The 19,717-nt window shown below is 50.3% G+C and carries 19 protein-coding genes; 3 read left to right on the forward strand and 16 right to left on the reverse strand.

The window, feature by feature from the left end; all coding sequences use genetic code 11:
* Window positions 1-36 precede the first annotated feature (36 nt).
* Window positions 37-582 (forward strand): tyrosine protein kinase, encoded by a 546-nt coding sequence (locus tag ACQ76X_RS26895; protein WP_438496851.1) that lies wholly within the window; start codon window positions 37-39, stop codon window positions 580-582.
* Between the two features lie 21 nt (window positions 583-603).
* Here ACQ76X_RS26895 and corA read toward each other — a convergent pair whose 3' ends face one another.
* The 13 genes from corA to ACQ76X_RS26960 all read right to left on the reverse strand — a co-directional run bounded on the left by corA (window position 604) and on the right by ACQ76X_RS26960 (window position 13,465).
* Window positions 604-1,563 carry a magnesium/cobalt transporter CorA gene (gene corA, locus ACQ76X_RS26900; protein WP_438496853.1) on the reverse strand — a complete coding sequence of 320 codons (960 nt, stop codon included), beginning with the start codon at window positions 1,561-1,563 and terminating at the stop codon, window positions 604-606.
* Window positions 1,564-1,755: 192 nt separating this feature from the next.
* Window positions 1,756-2,658 carry a response regulator gene (locus ACQ76X_RS26905; RefSeq protein WP_438496854.1) on the reverse strand — a complete coding sequence of 301 codons (903 nt, stop codon included), beginning with the start codon at window positions 2,656-2,658 and terminating at the stop codon, window positions 1,756-1,758.
* A gap of 3 nt (window positions 2,659-2,661) precedes the next feature.
* A complete protein-coding gene (locus ACQ76X_RS26910; RefSeq protein ID WP_438496856.1) occupies window positions 2,662-3,957 on the reverse strand; it encodes an ATP-binding protein in 1,296 nt (431 codons plus the stop codon).
* An 87-nt stretch (window positions 3,958-4,044) separates the two neighbouring features.
* Complete coding sequence (locus tag ACQ76X_RS26915; RefSeq protein WP_438496857.1) at window positions 4,045-4,695, reverse strand: amino acid ABC transporter permease; 651 nt, start codon at window positions 4,693-4,695, stop codon at window positions 4,045-4,047.
* A 704-nt stretch (window positions 4,696-5,399) separates the two neighbouring features.
* Window positions 5,400-6,050, reverse strand: coding sequence for an amino acid ABC transporter permease (locus ACQ76X_RS26920; protein WP_342438292.1), 651 nt, complete (start codon window positions 6,048-6,050; stop codon window positions 5,400-5,402).
* A gap of 165 nt (window positions 6,051-6,215) precedes the next feature.
* Window positions 6,216-7,067: a glutamate ABC transporter substrate-binding protein gene (locus tag ACQ76X_RS26925; protein WP_438496868.1), complete on the reverse strand. Its 852-nt coding sequence runs from the start codon at window positions 7,065-7,067 to the stop codon at window positions 6,216-6,218.
* Window positions 7,068-7,105: 38 nt separating this feature from the next.
* Window positions 7,106-7,834: an amino acid ABC transporter ATP-binding protein gene (locus tag ACQ76X_RS26930; protein ID WP_038585714.1), complete on the reverse strand. Its 729-nt coding sequence runs from the start codon at window positions 7,832-7,834 to the stop codon at window positions 7,106-7,108.
* Window positions 7,835-8,196: 362 nt separating this feature from the next.
* Window positions 8,197-9,186, reverse strand: coding sequence for an inorganic phosphate transporter (locus ACQ76X_RS26935; protein WP_438496858.1), 990 nt, complete (start codon window positions 9,184-9,186; stop codon window positions 8,197-8,199).
* 13 nt (window positions 9,187-9,199) lie between these two features.
* Complete coding sequence (locus ACQ76X_RS26940; protein ID WP_038585709.1) at window positions 9,200-9,817, reverse strand: DUF47 domain-containing protein; 618 nt, start codon at window positions 9,815-9,817, stop codon at window positions 9,200-9,202.
* A 205-nt stretch (window positions 9,818-10,022) separates the two neighbouring features.
* Window positions 10,023-11,123: a DUF3048 domain-containing protein gene (locus tag ACQ76X_RS26945; RefSeq protein ID WP_438496859.1), complete on the reverse strand. Its 1,101-nt coding sequence runs from the start codon at window positions 11,121-11,123 to the stop codon at window positions 10,023-10,025.
* 258 nt (window positions 11,124-11,381) lie between these two features.
* Window positions 11,382-12,158 (reverse strand): DODA-type extradiol aromatic ring-opening family dioxygenase, encoded by a 777-nt coding sequence (locus ACQ76X_RS26950; RefSeq protein WP_438496860.1) that lies wholly within the window; start codon window positions 12,156-12,158, stop codon window positions 11,382-11,384.
* Window positions 12,159-12,243: 85 nt separating this feature from the next.
* Window positions 12,244-13,074 (reverse strand): alpha/beta hydrolase family protein, encoded by an 831-nt coding sequence (locus ACQ76X_RS26955; RefSeq protein ID WP_076110180.1) that lies wholly within the window; start codon window positions 13,072-13,074, stop codon window positions 12,244-12,246.
* Between the two features lie 190 nt (window positions 13,075-13,264).
* Entirely contained in the window at window positions 13,265-13,465 is a 201-nt protein-coding gene (locus ACQ76X_RS26960) for a hypothetical protein (RefSeq protein WP_341089694.1), read from the reverse strand.
* A 191-nt stretch (window positions 13,466-13,656) separates the two neighbouring features.
* On the opposite strand from ACQ76X_RS26960, the gene ACQ76X_RS26965 reads away from it, so the two are divergent.
* Both ACQ76X_RS26965 and ACQ76X_RS26970 read left to right on the forward strand, forming a co-directional pair.
* Complete coding sequence (locus ACQ76X_RS26965; protein WP_438496861.1) at window positions 13,657-14,319, forward strand: DUF1129 family protein; 663 nt, start codon at window positions 13,657-13,659, stop codon at window positions 14,317-14,319.
* Window positions 14,320-14,358: 39 nt separating this feature from the next.
* Window positions 14,359-15,303, forward strand: coding sequence for a hypothetical protein (locus ACQ76X_RS26970; RefSeq protein ID WP_438496862.1), 945 nt, complete (start codon window positions 14,359-14,361; stop codon window positions 15,301-15,303).
* 78 nt (window positions 15,304-15,381) lie between these two features.
* Here the strand turns inward: ACQ76X_RS26970 and ilvA are convergent, their stop codons facing one another.
* From ilvA to ACQ76X_RS26985, 3 genes are all read right to left on the reverse strand, one after another.
* Window positions 15,382-16,644 (reverse strand): threonine ammonia-lyase IlvA, encoded by a 1,263-nt coding sequence (ilvA, locus tag ACQ76X_RS26975; RefSeq protein WP_438496863.1) that lies wholly within the window; start codon window positions 16,642-16,644, stop codon window positions 15,382-15,384.
* Window positions 16,645-16,775: 131 nt separating this feature from the next.
* Window positions 16,776-18,959 (reverse strand): methyl-accepting chemotaxis protein, encoded by a 2,184-nt coding sequence (locus tag ACQ76X_RS26980; RefSeq protein ID WP_438496864.1) that lies wholly within the window; start codon window positions 18,957-18,959, stop codon window positions 16,776-16,778.
* Between the two features lie 427 nt (window positions 18,960-19,386).
* The gene (locus ACQ76X_RS26985; RefSeq protein WP_438496865.1) at window positions 19,387-19,632 is read right to left on the reverse strand and encodes an aspartyl-phosphate phosphatase Spo0E family protein; all 246 of its coding nucleotides are present in this window, start codon (window positions 19,630-19,632) and stop codon (window positions 19,387-19,389) included.
* Between the last annotated feature and the right edge of the window lie 85 nt (window positions 19,633-19,717).

Here is a 19,717-nt window from a genome sequence, read left to right on the forward strand (position 1 = left end):
CAGTATAGCAAACCACTAACGAAGGAATGTGATGTTATGCCTCATCATTACTATAATCATTCCCGCCGGGATGGGCGTTCGCTGGCCGGGCCGTACACGTCTTCCCCCTATCCCGGTATCACCTCATATGCGCCGCCTGTTCCCGTGGAAACCGGATTGCTTCCTGCCCTTGGAGCGGAAGCTGCCGAAACAGCGCTTGCCCTGCCTGCCGCTGAAGCCACCACCGCCAAAGCAGGCGGATTGCTGGGCAGTCTCGGCGGACTCGGAAATCTCGCGAATATGGAGCAGATCAAAGGTATCGTCGACCGGCTGGGCGGAATTGACGGCATCGTAAACTCCATGGGCAAGGTGCAGAAGGTGATGCAGGGTTTTCAGCAAATGGCCCCTATGGTTAAGCTCGTAATGGGAAGCTTCGGAAAAGGCAAAAAAAGCGGGGCAGGTGCGCTCGCAGCGGAAGAGGATGCCGCTCTGTACAGCCCCAAACGGCGTAAAAAAAGACGCCCCGCGACGCAGCGACGCCATTCCCCGCCCAAGAACCGTAAAAAAACGGCTCCTGCCTCCAGTAAACGCCGCCGCACTTAAGCGGTGGCGTTTACGCTTCCTTTACTTAAACCATCCGCTCCGCCGGAACCATCTGAACATCCCCACTCCGAGCAGCAGCATTAGCAGCAGTACCAAGGGATAACCGTACGTCCAGTGGAGCTCCGGCATCACCTGGAAGTTCATCCCGTATATCCCGGCAATCAGGGTCAGCGGCATGAATACAGTAGTGATTACCGTGAGGGTCTTCATGATGGAATTCATCCGGTTGGAGTTAAGCGAAATATAGCTGTCGCGCAGATCAGCGGTCATTTCCCGGTCCACCTCGATCATATCGGTCAGCTTCAACAGATGATCATAGATATCGCCAAAATAAATCCGTTCCTCTCCATTGCTCTGCACATGCTGCGAATTGACGATCCGGTACATCAGGTCGCGCATCGGCACAATCGTCCGGCGCAGCTTAAGCAGCCGTCCGCGCACATTGAAGACCTGGCTCATAAGCTCTTCCACTGACTCGCTGCCGCCGCTGCTTTCCAGATCGGCCAGTTCATCTTCAAGGCTGTACAGGCTAGGAAAATACTTATCGACCAGCTTGTCCATTACGGTGTAGGCTGCCGCAATTGGACCGCCCGACCAGCCTTTGCGGCTGTGAATCTCCGATTGCACCGAAGCCCAGGCCTCATCCATCTCCGACTTCTCCTGATGGTGATAGGACACGAGAAAGTTTTTGCTCAGAAACAGGTCGACCTCTTCAGCCTCCAGCGTGCGCTCATTGAGCGCATGCAGCACAAAAAACTGCACATCCTCGTAATAATCCAGCTTCGGCCGCTGCAAGATATGCATACAATCCTCAATTGCCAAGGGATGAAAATGAAAATAGGTGTCCAGCAACAGGGACTCCTCCGCCGTAGGCATAGCAAAATCCGCCCATATCCAGGCATAATCAGCGATCACTATATTTTGCAGTGCCAGCCCAGTCTGCATTTCACCCTGATGTGTTATCACTAATGTACGTATCATAAATGAATCCTCCGTTTGTTCCTACTTACGCCTTGCAGCAACTTCATGTTACCATTGTACCGCATGAGGCATCCCCAGCCCAAATGTTGGTGTGAAGCCTAACCTGCTTACATATCTGCGCAAAAAAATAACCACCAGCCTGCTGTTCAGCAGTTCCGGAGGTCCCATAATCCCTACATCTAAAGTTGCACCTTAGCGGCCTATGCCGTCCAGCAGTTCCAGATGCAGCACTTGCAGAAATTTCTTGATATTCACCTTAACCTTGCCGGAATCCCGGCCCTGCTCGATCTCCCTCATCTTCAGCCGCACCTCCTCAAAATCAAAATAAAGCGGCGCGTAATATTCAAACTTGGGATTCCCGTAATCTGTCAGTCCAATGGAGGCCAGATTCGTCAGTCCGGCAGACAACGCTCGGCGCAGTCGCTGTTCAATCGCTTTAACCTCTTTCGCTGCTTCGGCGGGAACGGTTTTATAGCTGGCTGCAGCCATTTGGTAGAGCTCCTTAAGCGGTGGCAGACTTCCGCGGTTGCTGTGCGTTGCGGCCAGCTCCATCATCGTGATAATATCGCGGCTTCCGCTTTCGGACACCATGCCCATATTCATCAAAATCGGCTGAATGATCTCCCGTACGGAACGTTTGCTGATCTGCACCTGCGGCAGTCCGAACTGCAGTCTCTCCAGCTTGCCGAGGCTAGATTTGATCTCATCCAGGTAGCGGTTAATCGCATAACGCTCGTTCACCTTATACAGCACGGCCTCCACTTCGATCTTATTGATCGGTTTGCGGATGAAGAACTCGATTCCGCTGCGGTAAGCGCGGCCTACCATGTCACTGTTTTCAATCTGCGAGATCATCACGAATTTGGAGCGGCAGCCCTGGGCTTGCAGAGAGATAATTGTCTCGATCCCATCCTGATCCGGCATGAGCAGATCCATCAGCACGATGTCCGGACATTCACTTAAGATCAGCCGCACCCCGTCCTGCCCGCATTCCGCCGTACCCGCCACTTCGCCAAGCCCGCTATCCTCAATGATATGCTGCAGCATTCTTCTGGCGGCCGCATCGTCATCCACTATACAGAAAGAAAGGGGCATCCTTTATTCCTCCTTCCGCAGCTTTGCCGTCGGCAAAATAATCTGAAACATCGCCCCTCCGGTATGGGAGGCCTTATGAACCGTAATCTCGCCCTCAAATGTATCAACAATATCCCGCACATGCGAAAGTCCGATTCCCGTAGCAGCAATGCCTTCTTCATCAAATTTCGTTGTGAACCCGGGCTCGAACAGCAGCTCACGATCACGTTCCTTAATTCCGCCGCCGCTGTCAGTTACGGTGAGGATCGTAGACTCGTCTTTCTCATAGATATCTAGGGATACGTTCCCTATTCCTTTTATAACCTCAACCGCATTGGCGGTGAGGTTGTTCAGCAGGGTAAGCAGTGGAATGTAGCTTGCGGTGGTATAATCGGAGTCCTGGGGAATATGGGTACTGAAGCTGATATTCTTACCCAGCATTTCAGCGTACTTGGCGTTGCTCTTCACGGTAAAACTCAGGATGCCGGATAGACGCATGTCCCCGGTAACCTCGCGCTCCACCAGCTTCACCAGACCGGCCAAAATCCGCTGGGTATCCTTCTTCACCTCATGAATCTGCTGGGTAATATCCAGCACCTGGCGGCTGTATAACTGATGCTCCTCACCGGCCTTAAGATTCCGATATAGGTCATAGCTGCTCAAGGTAACACTCTCCAGTGTTCCGATAGACTTTTTCAGATAAAATACTTCACCGTAGAGGCCCGAGCCGAATCCGAGCATTTGCTCCATTCGCTGCTTCTGTTCTCTTTGCGCGATTCGCAGCTGGCTGACGGAAATGCTGCTGTACACTCCGGTCGTAAAATACGTGCGTATGACAGCAATAACCATCAGATAAGTCCATTCATTCAGCCGGAAAGAGGTCGAATCCAGCACAAGCAGCCGGGTCAGCAGCTCCATTTCATTCGACACCAGATCAATAAGCGACGCGACACCGCCGAGCACAAGCGGATGGAAGGTACCCAGCCGGCTCTTAAGCAAATGCATCAATATTGCAAAGACGATATAATAGACCATTGCCGAGAAATGGCTGGTTAAACTCTGCACAAAGCTCAGCCCGCCGCCTCCCGCAGCATCCAATCCGGTACGAAACAGCAGCACCACAATGCCTGTGGCAATACCTGTACTAATGTAAGGCAGCCGCCTCATTAAAAGCAAAAACAGCAGAAACGCACTGCTGCCCATTGCAATCCGGAAGATGTCGCCATCAAACGGATTTATTTTGAATTCACCGGCCAATGCCGTCCCAGCGGCTACTATGATAATCTGCGCATATTTGGATTTCAGTATGAAATGTCCCATCGCCCACTGCTCCTGCCAAAGATGTTGACAATTATACTACCATAACCGCCTCTGCTTTCCTACGCTAAAGTACACGATTCCTGTCCGTCAGACCACTTTATTCTCCAATCTTCGCGAGAGGATCGACAGCAGGAAATTGACTACAAAATAAATCAGTGCTACGAGCAGCAACGTAGGAATTGCGTAGCTGTAACCGTGCCCGATGACAATCCCGGCGTTATGCATCAGCTCCGGCAAGGAGATCACGACTGCGAGCGAGGTATCTTTTAGCAGTGAGATGAATTGGCTTACCAGAGGCGGAACCATGCGCCGTAATCCTTGAGGCAGCACTATATGCCATAAGGTCTGGAAATTACTGAGTCCGGAGGAGCGCGCCGCTTCAATTTGCCCCTTGTCAATCGAGGTTAATCCGCCGCGTACAATCTCTGCAATCATGGCAGCTTCAAATATCGTTAATGCGGCAATAGCCGCCGTGATCAATCCCAGCTTGATCCCCACCTCCGGCAGCGCAAAGCGGATGAAGAAAATAATCAGCAGCAACGGCAGATTACGGATCAGCTCCACCAGTACGAACATTACCGGCGACAATACCGGCACTTCCGAATAACGGATCACTCCCATAATACAGCCAATGACAAAGCTCAGGATAATTGATACAAAAGCCACGATAAGCGTAATATACAGCCCATCCAGCAGAAACTTCAAATTATCAATGGAGTATGCGCCGGTAAAATCCAAAATAGTAACCCTCCTTAGGTGCTTTGCATGGGAAGTGTTGAAATGTTGATATACGGACGGATGATTGTCCGTAGGGTTTGGAGTGGGGAACGTGATGCGGTAGCTGGCTGGAGGCTGGGGCTATGCTGGATACATGGATTCTAAAGATGCGGGCTTGGTTCGAGCCGGTGACGGGTAACTGCGGTGAATGTTTGGACCTCCGGCCGCTGTTATGTTTGGATTTCCTGATTTGAACCGCTGGCTGCGGTAGAAATCCAAACATAAAGGCGGACGCTAACGCTCCTCCAGTTCCAAAATTCCCCTCCGTTACTTTCACCTTCTCTATGCCTGCTTATCTTCATCATTATTTATCCGGTATAGCTTAGGCTTCCAGGCGGGCGCTATCGCTTCCGCCCCCCACAGCGCCAAACCCTCTCTCCATTCATTCCTTCTTATCAACTGGAATTCAAAGCTTCGCCAAGCAAAGCTAAGATCGCGAGCCATTGATCGAAGGCCTGTTATCCCGGCCTTCTCTCATCCTTACGAACCTAAAACCGCAAACCTTACAGCCGCTTCACGGACTGTAAAAACTTTAAACCTTAAACCGCAAACCTTACAGCCGCTTCGCGGACTGTAAAACCTTAACCCTAAACCGATAAACCAAACCTTACAGCCGCTTCACGGACTGTAAACAACTAATAATTCACCCCATAAAATATCCTATTCTAGTAATTGCGCTGCAGACGGCGCTCCCATACCCGCACGCCGTAGCTGAGCGGAAGAGTCAATACGAGATAGAACAGCGCTACGAAGATGTAGGTATCGAATGTGCGGTATGTTTCAGTTGAGATGCTATCCGCAAAATACATCAAATCAAGACCGGCGACGATGGTCAGCACCGAGGAGTTTTTAATCAGGTTAATAAACTGGTTGCCAAGCGGCGGGATGACCAGCTTAATCGCCTGCGGGAGAATGACATGCAGCATAGTCTGTATGTAGCTGAGTCCGGACGAACGTGCGGCCTCCATTTGTCCTTTGGGAACAGCCATGATTCCGGCGCGGATCGCCTCGGCGATAAAGGCTGAGGTATATACGGCCAGGCCGATGGTTCCTGCCTTGAAGCCATCAAGTGTGAATCCCAGTGCAGAAGGACCGTAATAGAAAATATACACCACGAGCAATAGCGGAATATTACGGATAAACTCGACGTAGCCCGTTCCGAACCAGCGCAGCCCCTTCACCGGTGTAATGCGGAAGACGGCGATTACTGTACCTACCAGAAAGCTGCCGAGGAGAGCGAGTACGCTGGAGAGTAAAGTGCCCTTAAAGCCCTCCATATACTGGCCGAAATAATCGGTTAATATCGTAAAATCCATGGATCTCACCTACCCTTGCCTAAAGATGCTTGCTCACTTGCCCCATTCGTCATCCGTTTGATCTTACAAGCAGAAACGGCAGAGCCGCCCTTTAAAGGACGGCTACCGTTCATGCAAGGACCAATGGTGAATGTAGAGCATGATGTCAAAGATGCCTGACCCTCCTTATTTTGCCGGAGCTTTACCGATCCATTTAGTATAAATGGCATTATAGTCACCGCTTGATTTCAGTTCGGTCAAGGTATCATTAATGGCTTGAACTACATCGGCGTTGCCCTTCTGCACAGCAATGCCGTAAGGCTCGTCGGTGAACGGTTCGCCTACAACCTCGAAGTTTGGATCCTGCGAAGCCATACCATACAGGATGGCATCATCTGTTGTTAGCGCGTCCCCTTGACCCGCCTTCAGGGCACTGAACGCATCCTGGTAGTTATCAAATTCCAGTACAGTTACACCCGGAACCTTCTCTTTAATGTTTTTGATCGAGGTTGCACCCTTGGAGCCGAGTATCTTAGTATCCTTCGTTACATCCTCAAGACCGGTGATCGCACTGCCCTTCTTTACTAGCAGCGATTGTCCGGCTTGGAAATAAACGTCGGAGAAGTCAACTTCCTTCTTGCGCTCTTCGGTGATGGTCATGGTAGCAACAACCATATCGATCTCACCATTGTTCAGCATTGGAATCCGTGTCTTGGAGGTCACTTCCTTCAGTTCAATTGCGTTCTCGTCACCGAGGATATGTTTGGCAATGGCCTTGGAAATGTCGATGTCGAAGCCCTCCACGTTGCCCGATCCCGGATCTTTCAGTCCGAACAGTCTCGTATCGTATTTCACACCTACCAGCAGCTTGCCGCGTTCCTTAATCTTGGCAATAGCTTTGGAATCCGTAGATCCCCCTGAAGCATTGTTGCCGCCGGCAGCATTGTTGCTGTCCCCGTTGTTGTTACCACATCCGGCAATTACGAACAGGGCGGCAGCGATCATCAGCACACTTAACCGTTTGAAGCTTTTGGACATTTTCATTTCTCTTCCTCCCCTTATTGCTGTCTATTTGGTTAATGACTTAATACACGGCTGAGAAATGTGCGTGTCCGCTCTTCCTGCGGGCTGGCGAAGAACTGCTCCGGCTCCGCTTCCTCTACGATTTGTCCCTGATCCATGAAAATAACCCGGTCCGCAACCTCGCGGGCAAACCCCATCTCATGGGTGACTACAACCATCGTCATGCCTTCACGGGCCAGCGTCCGCATCACGTCCAGCACCTCACCAACCATTTCCGGATCCAGCGCGGATGTTGGTTCGTCAAAAAGCATTATTTTCGGCTTCATCGCCAGTCCCCGGGCAATCGCCACGCGTTGCTGCTGGCCGCCTGACAACTGGGACGGATAGGCCAGAGCTTTATCGGCAATCCCTACCTTTTCCAGGTAATACATCGCTGTCTTCTCCGCTTCCGCCTTGGAAAGCCCAAGCACCTTGATTGGTGCCAGTGTAATATTGTCGATCACCTTTTTATGCGGATACAGGTTGAAATGCTGAAACACCATTCCAATTTCTTTGCGCAGCTTATTGATATCCGTCTTGCGTTCATTTACAGTTATCCCGTCCACGGTCAATCCGCCGCTCGTAATCGTCTCCAGCCGGTTAATGCAGCGCAGCATCGTGCTTTTACCGGAGCCGGAAGGACCGACCACGACAACCACTTCCCCTTCCTGAACATGCAGGTCGATTGCTTTCAGTACATGAAAATGTCCGTAATGTTTGTCTACTTGATGAAAGTCGATCAACGACAGGCCTCCTTTGCCACGCTTTTTAAGTTCTTGAACAATCTTCGAACCGCTCTCTGTCAGCTATGGTAACACTTAAAACACACCTTACTTTAAAGACTACGAAATCCTACATAATACTACGCGAATCACAAATTTTTCATGTCATTTTCTTTTTTAAACGTGATATATTTCCTTTTCTTTTACCTCTGATTAATGCATTTTATCGGGATTGCGTTACTTTTTGTGACATTCCTCTCTTGAAATATAAAAAGACACCTTTCGGTGTCTCTGCTCTGATCCTATTCCATTCATCTAAAAAGACAACAAAAAAAGATGTCCGCAGCCATCCGTGGCTTCCGTGACATCTTCATACCCGTGCTCTAGAAGAAAATTGTGAAGATAACTCCCGCCAGCACTGCACTGATCGGAATTGTAATAAACCAGGTAACGATAATCCGTCCGGCAACTCCCCATTTCACAGCGGAGAAGCGTTTGGCAGAGCCTACACCAAGAATAGAGGATGTAATGGCATGCGTTGAACTTACCGGCAAATGCATCAGCGTGGCCGAGAAAATAACAGAAGCCGCGGATATATCCGCTGCAAAGCCGTTGATCGGCTCGATTTTGAAAATTTTGGTTCCCATCGTCTTAATGATCTTCCAGCCGCCAATCGACGTTCCAAGTGCCATCGACGTAGCTGCAGCAATCTTAACCCACAGCGGAACTTCCATAGTCTCCAGACGTCCCGAGGTCACGAGCGCAAAGGTGATAATCCCCATCGCCTTCTGGGCATCATTCGTGCCGTGCGTAAAGGATTGCAGCGCCGCTGTAATGATCTGCATCGAGCGGAAGCCTTTATTCACCGTGTGCGGACTGCGTTTGGCGAAGATCCATTTCAGTATCGTCATAACAATATAACCAATGACAAAGGCAATGAGCGGGGAGAAAATCAATCCTTCCACAATCTCAATGAAACCGCTCCATTTGATGTGGTCCGTACCGGCCCCTACATATACAGCACCGGCCAATGCCCCGATAAGTGCATGTGAAGAAGAAGAAGGAATCCCCAGCCACCAGGTAACCAGATTCCAGATAATCGCGGCAATCAGGGTAGCTATAACAATATCAATCCCGTTATCTAGCAAGGTAGGGTCGGTAATGCTGCCGCCGATCTTCTTGGCTACTCCTGTAAACATCAGAGCCCCTACAAAGTTCATCGACGCCGCCATTATGATAGCGGTACGCGGCTTTAGCGCCCGTGTGGAGACGGAGGTGGCGATTGCGTTGGCTGTATCATGGAAGCCGTTGATGAAATCGAACGCAAGCGCGAGAAATATAACAAAACCTAGCATAAATAATGATGTTTCCATATTTCAGAGCCCCTTATGAGTTGCGCATGATGATCGATTCCAGCATGTTGGCTACGTCTTCACATTTATCCGTGGTCGTCTCCAACCGCTCATACAGCTCTTTGCGCTTGATCAGCTCAATCGGGTCTTTTACGGTCTCGAATAAGGCTTTGGTGCAAATGCGAAGCACTTCATCCCCTTGATTCTCCAGATCATTCAGACGAATGGTATACTCACGAATCGCCAGGAGTTTCTTCTGGGACAGCAAATGAACGGCTTTTTGGATTTCATAGGCAGATTGGCGCAGAATTTCCGCGAATTGAACGATATATTCATCAGGGTCCAGCAGGTTATACATATAGAAACGCGAGGCCGAAGCTTCCAGGCCGTCAATGACATCGTCCATACTGGTAATTAAGTCCATAATGTCGTCGCGTTCCAGCGGCGTGATGAAGGTCTTGTTCAATTCTTTAATAACGGTGTGCGTGTAAGTATCGCATTGGGATTCGTACTTCTTCATCACCGCAGCGAAGTTTTCGACATTCTCCTGGAGAGTTGTAATATTCTGAGCGAAGTAATCCGCAGCCTGGACAATGGTGTCAGCCATATTTTCCAGCGTCTCAAAGAAAATGTCCTTCTTTTTAAACTTCATTAGTTTAAACCCCTTTACATAAAATTGCCGTGAAAACTTGAAGCCACTCATATGTAAACAGCATGAAAATGAATGACAACCCTTGTTATCTTATCATATCAATAGAAGGGATAGAAGTAAAAAGAACGAACTTTTTTACACTATATTAACAATTCCCAGTAATAACGAAAATAATTCTCTGAACAGCTATTTTCGAGGCTTGGAATCACGTTGTACTTGGGACCGCTGTATAGTTCACATGGTTGCTGAAAGCCGGCGCATTGGGGACGATCAGAATATGTGTGACGCCTGGATACATCAGCGCTTCTGTCCCGTCACTCTTCACAAACCGGATCACATCGTCCGGCTTGCGAGACCATTTGCCTTTGATCACCTGCCCGCGCTGAAACAGCAGCGCTTCGCCGCCCAGCTCCACATCAATCTGCAGTCTGCCGACATCATCCAGCACCTTATGGTCCGATCCAATCACCATGACATTCGCCGCTTCCACAGGACTGGCATTATTCAGATCCAAATGCGGCTTCCCGTTCACCCAGCGCAGGTAGGTTCGCGTCTCGGGATTATATTTATAACCTACGTTATAACTCGTCAGCAGAAAGCTTACATTTAACTCCACAGCAGCCTCACCTTCAGTCGGCAAGAAATCCGGATCGGTGAATGGATACCCGGGAACCTGTGCTTTCTCGGCATACCCCAGCTTTCCGGCGCCCTCCCGCAGCTTGGCTGCATTGCTGTAGAGGTTATGCGGAGCTTTGCGCTCCTTGTCCCGCCAGAAATAGGCACCGGCCCGGCCGATCTCATCCATATCCTCCTTCTTCTGACCTTGCAGAATCGCATATGCAGCGGGACTGCCTCCGGCATGTACCGTGACCGCCCCATAACTCTCGCCGATATCGATCAGATAAGGGCGGATACTGCGGATAGGTCCGATTTTGACGACTCCGGTATGACTCTGGAAGATCCCGATCAGCCGGGTAATTCCGCCTTCGGCCAACACTTCGTACAGAATGTCCGCTTCGCTGATACCGGACTGCGGCCGGGCAGCGGGTGCATTATTGATCATTACAGCCAAAGGCCTCAGCAGCTCACCTTGCACCGGAAGCCCGGTCAATCCGGACAACTGCCCCGTGTTAGCAGGATCGGTTGTCGGCGACGGCTCTATGGAAGCTGTTGGCACCGGAGACAGTGTGGGCGATGGGGACGGGGCAGGCAGATTCTCCGCGCTTGGTGTTCCGCAGGCGGAGAGCAGCAGTGCAGTAAGCATAAGGCCGGATATGAGACGGGAAGAATAGCGGTTCATGGTCATAAACTTGTTGTTCCTCCTAAAAGTTTTGTAGCTTTACTTCATAGATTCTACTCCGTACAAAACTGGCTTCGAAAGCATGTGCTTAAAGTTTTGTAGCATTACCTCTTTGAATTCACTCCGCACAAAATTCACTTCGTACAAAACCCGTATCGCGTTTCTTCCATTTAATCACAGGCTAGCAGATTTGTCTTCATCCGCAAAATAAAGAGGATACAGCCCGCTATCGGCTGTATCCTATGTTTGTTGTATGAATTTGCGCTAGTCTACCATCCAGCAGTTCAGGCTGAGCGTTCCGTATTGATACGCCTGAATCATCAGTTGTGCCCGCTTGCCTTCATCTGCGGTGCCCATAATATAGAAGAGCGGAACAAAATGTTCCCTTCCATAAGACGGAACCGCATCGCGCACATGCGGCGCCTGCTTCTCGTACGCGAACAAAGATGGCAGATCCCATGCCGCAAGTCCTTTGGCAACCCACGCATCGAAATCGAGCGCCCATTGCTCGGGTGTATCATCCTGCTTGAGCAGCCGCAGATTGTGGACTAATCCTCCGCTTCCGATCAGCAGTATCCCCTCATCCCGCAGCGGAGCCAGCATTCGCCCGATAGTATATTGTTCCTCGGGAGAGCGCAAAGAATCGACGGATAAAGCCACTACCGGAATATCGGCCTGCGGGAACATCTTCTTCAGGATCACCCATACGCCATGATCAAGGCCGCGCCCCAGAACAGGCTGATGGGCGAGATTATTCTCCTTGAAGAGCTCGGAAATACGGTTGCTGAGTGCGGGATCACCCGGGGCAGGATAGGTCAGCGAATACATTTCTTCCGGAAATCCATAGAAATCATGCTGCGTCTCATGCTGTGCGTCCACGGTAATCAGCTGCTCAGGGCTATCCCAATGCGCGGAGAAAACTACAATACCGCGGAGCTTCCCCAGATCCTGACCAAGCCGCTCCAGGAAACGGGTGTACTCATTATCCTCCAGAGCGAGGAGCGGAGAACCGTGCGCAATAAAAAATGCCGGTAATTTCATAGGGTGCCAACCTCCATAACCCAGTATATGGTGTGCCCCTTTATTTTACCGCTAAATCACAGTTATTGCTAATGCTACATATCACCTATATCATCCAGTTCTGCCATTCCTGCTGCAGATGCTCCTGCTGGTTCATCCACTCCCGGGTCCGTTTCAGCACCTGCTCCTGCGCCGGGCCTGAGGAAAAGGTATGGTCTCCCTGAAAAATGATCTCCTTGTCGCAGCGTCCCTCCGGCCGGGTCCAGAACAGCTTCTGGTAAAGGAAGGCATAATCAACCGGAATGACATCGTCGGAGGTTCCATGAATAACGAGCACATCTCCACTGAACTTGCCGGCCTCCTGAAAAGGCTGGAAAGCAGCCAGCGAGTTGAAATATACCGGAGTAAACGTATATCCGGCGTAATCGGACGACCCGCTCTTCACCGACCGGTCATAAGCTTCCCTTCCTACAATCTTTACGATATCATTGAACGGATAGCCGACGGCAGACCACAGAACCAGATTCTTCACCCTCCGGTCGCGGACTCCAGTCAAGAGAGCTACCGCACCGCCGAGACTATGTCCGATAAGCGTAACGCGCTGCGGATCCACATCAGCAGAACCGATCCCGTAATCAAGCACGGCCCGGGTCTGGGCAATCATGGATTCCATATCCTCGCTGCCGTAATTCCCGGTGCTCTCTCCGCATCCCGCATAATCAAAGCGGATCACCATATATCCGTCCTGCGCCAATTCACGGGCTGCCTTGACAAAGATCCGGTCAACACCGATCCGGCTGCCTACAAAACCATGGCAAATAACCGCCAGAGGCACACGGTCCTTGCAGCGGCCGCTGCCCCCCTTTTCACGCGATGGATAATGTATGCTTGCTGTGAGCTCCTCCTGGTTATGCCGGATAATAATGTTCCGTTCCATGGCCTTATCCTCCTCTAAAAGTAAAGCAATTCCAAAGTATAATAATTCCGATTAATTTAGTGTGATTTATATCTTTATTATACGGTTTACGTTATTATTGTCAACAAGAAGCCAGCGGAAATCATTAATGATCGAAAAGGCCCCTTCCGCTCCCAAAGGAACAAAAGAGGCCCCTGCCCGCAAAACTCACTCAATCGTAGCTGTCGTAAAACATATCATGGGTTTCCCTTCTGCCTTCCCAATCCTCCAGGCCGTTATCCTGGTCCTGCCCCGCTGCGTCCCACAGGCTGAAGCCGTCGGAATTGCCCCAATCGCCCACTTCATTAGCCTGCGCAGGCGCGAAGCCGTCACCCATGAATTTGCCTGATTCTTCTTTTTTCTCATGCGCCATAACGCTGCCCGCCTTCCTATAAGCTGTATTTGGTGAAGCAACTTCAAACTTCATTATCAGTGTTCACTCTTCCAAAAGGATTATTCACGGGACAGGCAAAATGGATGTCCTTGCACACAACAGCCGCCCAACCGTATACTCTAGGTTATAGGCTATCCCGATCAAGACTACTGGAGGTTTACATCCATACTATGAAAGTCAAAGCTATGATTAAACAAAATAACGTTCTGCGCGAGCAGATGACACCCTCTAACCGCTCTTATATGGAAGATATGATTCTGGAGCTGCGGAGCAGCCGGGTAGAAGCTGTCCGCGCGGAGGAACTGCTGCTGGAAGCAGCAAACCTTATACTGCGGGAACAGAGTAAAGGCAAAGATGCCAAGCAAATATTCGGAGAGCATCCGGGAGATTATTTCCGGGAGATCATAGACAGCATTCCTGAACGCCCTGTGCGCAGCCAGTGGAACTATTATTTGATGATATCCTGGGCATCTCTGACGAGTCTGTTCGCTGTACTCGCGATTGCCGGGCTCATCCTGTTATGGATCACCGGGTCAGCAGGCATATTCAGCCAGATCAGCCTGTTTACGATTCTCCTCGTAGGCGCAGGGTCCGTGGTTATCATTGAACTGCTTATGAAATGGCTGTCTTCCCTGTCCGAAAGCGATGCACCCAAACCTAAACCCTTTGATCTCAAAGGGCTGGGCGTCTATGTCGTTATCGTCATCATCGCCGTATTTGCCGGGGCATTCCTCGAAAACTTGTTTCCGGTCATCTCCATCTCCCCCTGGGTGAGCCTGATTCTGTGTCTGGGCGGAGGGCTTGGACTAAAACTTATATTCTTCAGATCATAGATTTCTTATTCTACTTCCGACCAAACAGGAGGAACTTCCATGAAGAAGCACATCATACTAACCGCGGTTATTGCTGCAGTACTGGGAATCCAGTCGGGCTTCGCTGCACCCGTGCAGGCGGAAGGATCAGCCGCCGCATCTGCCGGAGCCTCCAAATCAGTGGTAACTGAAGCCGCCAAGAAGCAACATGCCGAGGCGGTCTATAAAACGACCTTGTCGCTGCTGAAATCTCCCAGCACGCTTCATCAGGGAATCAGCTACCTGAACAGCAACATTTACTCGGTCACCCCCTATCAGGCGGCATTAATGACCCTGAGGCTGGAGAATCTGCAAAAATCGCTGCTGCAATCCTGGGAGAGCAAATTCAGCAGCAACGAAATCCAGCGTAAACTCGCCTCCATCTACAAAGAGGGCAGCAGCATGGCCAAGCTTGCCGAGAGTACGGAGGATGCTGCCTTGCGCGGCCTGCTGAAGAGCGCCGGAGAGAGCGGCTACAAGCTGGAGAATGCGGAAGGGACTTTTTTTCCAATCATCGATTATTCAACCTACCGCAGATATAAAATGTATGTTACGGATGACATCCGCGATTATATTACGATTATGGCCATCGAGTCGGAGCTTCCTTCATCCAAGGACAACGGCCTTGTGATTTCCTGGACGGATGTGGTTGCCCGGGCGCTGTCCCAGGAAGAGTTCACCCTGTCCTACCCCAAATCCAACCGGATCGCGGCAGTTAAGACGCTGTATTCCATGTATGTTAGCGATACTTTCTATGGTCAGAATAATACGCCGCTCTTCCACTATGACAATCTGGAGATGGATCTGGAAGCCCAGAAAGCCTATAGCAGCATACTGGCCAAACACAACGGCAGCAGTCAATTTCTCCAGAAGCTGGATGGCCTTATGAAGCTGTTGAAGGAGAACGGCTATAAGCTTGATGAAGGTGTCCAGCAGTATCTGAAGACAGAAGTCCCCCTCTCCTGAACTATGCAAAAATGCCCGCCCCTGCTGTTTCGGGGGCGGGCATTTTCTATAGATAACCGGTAAACCGTGTATCCCTGCTTAAATCAGCATATTAAACAGATTGGGATCCTTGTTGATCTCGGTATAATCAAGACCCTTCTGCTGCATCCGTTCGATCAGCGGAGCGTAGTCATCTGTGTTCAGAAGCTCGATGCCGACCAGCGCCGGGCCGTTCTCTTTGTCATTCTTCTTCGTATACTCGAACCGTGTAATATCATCGTTAGGACCAAGCACCTCGGCCAGGAACTCACGCAGTGCACCGGCCCGCTGCGGAAAGTTGACCATAAAGTAATGCTTCAGACCTTCATAAATCAATGACCGTTCTTTAATTTCCTGCATCCGGTCAATGTCATTATTGCCGCCGCTCACGATGCAGACCACCGTCTTGCCGCGGATTTGATCACGGTACTGATCAAGCGCAGCCATGGGCAGCGAGCCTGCCGGTTCAACGACAATGGCATTTTCGTTGTACAGCTCCAGGATTGTCGTGCACGCCTTGCCCTCCGGCACCTTAATAACGTCATCCAGATGCCGGGAGCAGATATCATAGGTAAGTCCGCCGACACGCTTCACGGCTGCGCCGTCCACAAACTTATTGATTTCTTCAAGGGTCACTACAGCCCCGTTGTTCATGGCTTCCCTCATGGAAGCCGCACCAGTCGGCTCTACACCAATCACCTTGGTATTCGGGCTTACAGTCTTCACGTAGGTGGCTACACCGGCAGCCAGACCGCCCCCGCCAATGGTAACGAACATGAAGTCCGCCGGCTTGTCCAAACTTTCCATAATCTCCATGGCAACCGTCCCGTTGCCGGCGATAATACGCGGTTCATCGAAGGGATGGATCAGTGTCATCCCGTGATCAATACAAGCCTGCAAGGCTTCATCATACGCATCGTCGAAGGTATCCCCCTTCAGAATAACCTCAACATATTCACCGCCGAACCGCCGGACCTGTTTGATCTTCTGGTTGGGGGTGGTGGTTGGCATATAGATCTTGCCCTTAATGCCTAGTGCTTTGCAGGAATACGCCACGCCCTGCGCATGGTTTCCCGCGCTGGCACAGACGATTCCCTTGCTTCTATCCTCCGCAGACAAGCTGCGAATCATATTGTACGCGCCGCGAATCTTGAAAGAACGGACAATCTGCAAGTCCTCACGTTTCAAATACACATTGCAGCCATATTTGGCCGACAACACCGCATCCAGCTGCAGCGGTGTACGGACGATAACCTCCCGCAGCACATGGTGTGCCCGCACAATATCTTCCATTCCTACGATCCGGTTTTCGCCTTCTCTCATCAATTCCTCGCCTCACTGTCTCTATCTAATCTATTTGCTTCTTGTAACATACTCTTCCAAGGACATTTTATCAAGCATTGTCCTCTCCGGGCAACACATGAATACCTTTTATATACGGCCTAGTTCGGCAGTTAAGCTTTGAATCTGGATACCGTTGTCAGCAATTGGGCGGAGCTGTGTTTGATTTCTTCCATCTCGGCCACGATGCCCCCGGATTTGCCAATAATCTGCTCGGCTTGGGCAGCGATGCTCCCCGCGCCCTCAGCTCCTTCGTTCGTGGCACTGCTGGTCTCGCTGATTGCGGTGAGCATACTCTGGATGGAAGCCAGCAGCTGCTCGGAGGTGGCGCTGAAGTCCGTTACCAGCTCATCGATATATTTGGCATCCTCGCTATACTGACGGCCTGTCTCCTGCATGGAATTATAGTCCTGCAGCACCTGCTGGTCCATAAAGCGCAGCATACTCTCCGCCCCCTCCACCAGGCCGGACACCGCTCTAACTACGGCCTCCGTTGCCTCCTGAATCTCAGTCACTGTGTCTCGCGAGTTGTCGGCCAGCTTGCGGATCTCCTCCGCCACAACAGCGAATCCCCGGCCTGCTTCTCCCGCTCTGGCCGCTTCAATCGAGGCGTTCAGCGACAGCAGGTTGGTCTGGGCAGCAATCTCCAGAATCGCACTAGTCAAGGCGCCAATCCGTGAGATGGATTTCGATTGCTCTATCGCGCTCCGCAGCTTCTCTTCGCTTTCTCCATACATCTCGTCCGCCTGCTTCCGCGAGCGGAACGCCCCCTCTTTGAGCCGTTCGGCCCGCTCATTGATGGCTCTGGCAGCATCAGCGCCCTCCTGGGCTTTGCGGGCAATACCGCTGACCGCATGCCCGATCTCATTCGTGCTGGCGTTCATTTCCTCCATCGAGGCTGCCGTCTGCTGCATTCCAGCCGATAATTCCTCCGTAATAGCCGAGATCTCGGAGATGCTTCCGTCCAGCGCAGATACATTTTTCTCCGTATTGTCTACAGCACCCGAAATGCTCTGCGAGCTGCTCATAATGTCCTGAATCAGCGCCTGCTGCGAAGAGATCATATCGTTGAAGCCGTGCGCTAACACCCCGATTTCTCCTTTGGCTGTAACCTTGGCCCGTACCGACAAATCACCGGACATCGCCTTCTGGAAAGCAGCAATCAGGATCGGAATCTGCTTCAGAATGCTGTTGGAGACAAAATAGAGCAGCACGGACATCACCACTATAGAAGCGATGATGGAGAGCATGAAGATCAGTTTGAACATCTGCAGTTTCTTCTCCGCATTTTTTTCAGGAACAATCAGCGCTACCGACCACTGGTTCTCCACCGCAGGGGAATAGGATACATAGCTTGCCTTTCCGTCGATATCCGTCTGGATGACATTGGAGCCCCATTGGGTCATTTTTTCACCGACTGCTTTCCAGTCCTCGCCGAGATCGCCCATCTTCTTCAGCAGAATATTATCGCTGTCCGGATGATAGATGAACGTACCGGTCTTATCAATCAGTACGGCAAAACCGCTGCCCTTATAATTAAAAGCACTCAACGCCTGTGTTATTTGCTCCGTGGAGATATCCGCTCCCGCCACTCCAATCAGCTTGCCGGCATCATTCAGAATCGGCGCACTGACACTGACTACCATCTTGCCCGAGCCGGCATCAATATAAGGGTCAGTAACTGTAACACGGTTATTATTGGCCGTCACCGCGTACCAGTCGCGTTCCTTCAGATTAAAATCTGCCGGAGGTTCAAACTCATCCTGGGTAATTACTTTGTTCAACGCATCCAATCCCACATATACGTTCAGCAGGTTCTTGTTGTTCTCCTTAATCAGGTTAAGTGTACGGATCAGTTCACTATAGCCGTTTGTCGTCTTTAGCGTATCCCCGGAGTCTGCCCGATCGATGAAGTCACGGACATAAGCATTGGCATTGAGCAGCTCCACACTGTTCATAGCGGGCTGAAGCAGATCATTGACCTTTACACTGATTTCCTCCTTCTCATAAGTCAGCGAGCTGTTCAGATCATCTACAATAATTTGTTTAGCATTGCTGTAGATCACAACCGATACAATAACGAAAATAGCAACGACAGATAAAATCACGGACAAAAACAGCTTGCCGCGGATACCCATATTGCTAAAGGTTCGAATCATTGAACGCAATGCGGAGAATAGCCCGCTTACCTTCTTTTCCTGTACAGCCGGGTGATCCGGCTCCTTCTTCTCCACAACCTTAAGCTCAGGCTGCAGCCCGTTCTTGATCTTCTCTTCCTTGTTCTTTCTTAGTGCCATAGGACTCCCCGCCTTCCATAAAATATGGGCCGACAATACTCTCTTTGAATGTTTCCTTTGTTTTCGACTTATTTCTTCAAAAAATCCCTTTATCCCTTTAACGTTTTACCTCGAGCTGTGAAAAAACTGTGTCCATGTCAGGTATTTTCACAAAATAGCATAATAAAAAACACATTTTTATGTAAAAATGCGTAATTCGACCCTGTTTATGCTGAGATTAAGGATTTTTTTGGTTTTTATGTGAGGATTTATATCAGTAGGGGGATTAAATAGAGAGTGAAGAGGGAGATGATCCGATATATTCTTAAAGTTTAGCGCGGGGAGAGAGGATGCAGTTGCGGCACCAGATGATACTTCGAAGATTGTGCAAACGATTTGCCGCAACCACGCAAGTTTTTATAACTTTTAACTTTCAATCCTTCTGTGTTCAGACAAACCGGAGACGCAAGGAGTGGGTAGGCCAAAGCTCCTCGTTTACAGGTTCATTGTTGCTATGGAACGATTTCATGGCTGAATGCGTGTCAGAACTCCTGTTGTATTCATTTATAAGTTCGTCGAGCACCATCGATTGATGGAGCACGGCGGGATGGCCCAGAGTATATTGATTTTCCAACTTATTCAGCTTATACCGGGCTTGTTCAATGCGTTGTTTCAAACATTCCGCTTCTTTCACTCTTATCCCTCCTCATTTAAGTATTTTAGAAGAGTATTTCTTTTTCCGGATGAAAATTTTTTTCAGAGAATTCCCCCTGGAAACT

The organism is Paenibacillus sp. IHBB 3054 (assembly GCF_051594305.1).
Classification (GTDB): Bacteria; Bacillota; Bacilli; order Paenibacillales; family Paenibacillaceae; genus Paenibacillus_AQ.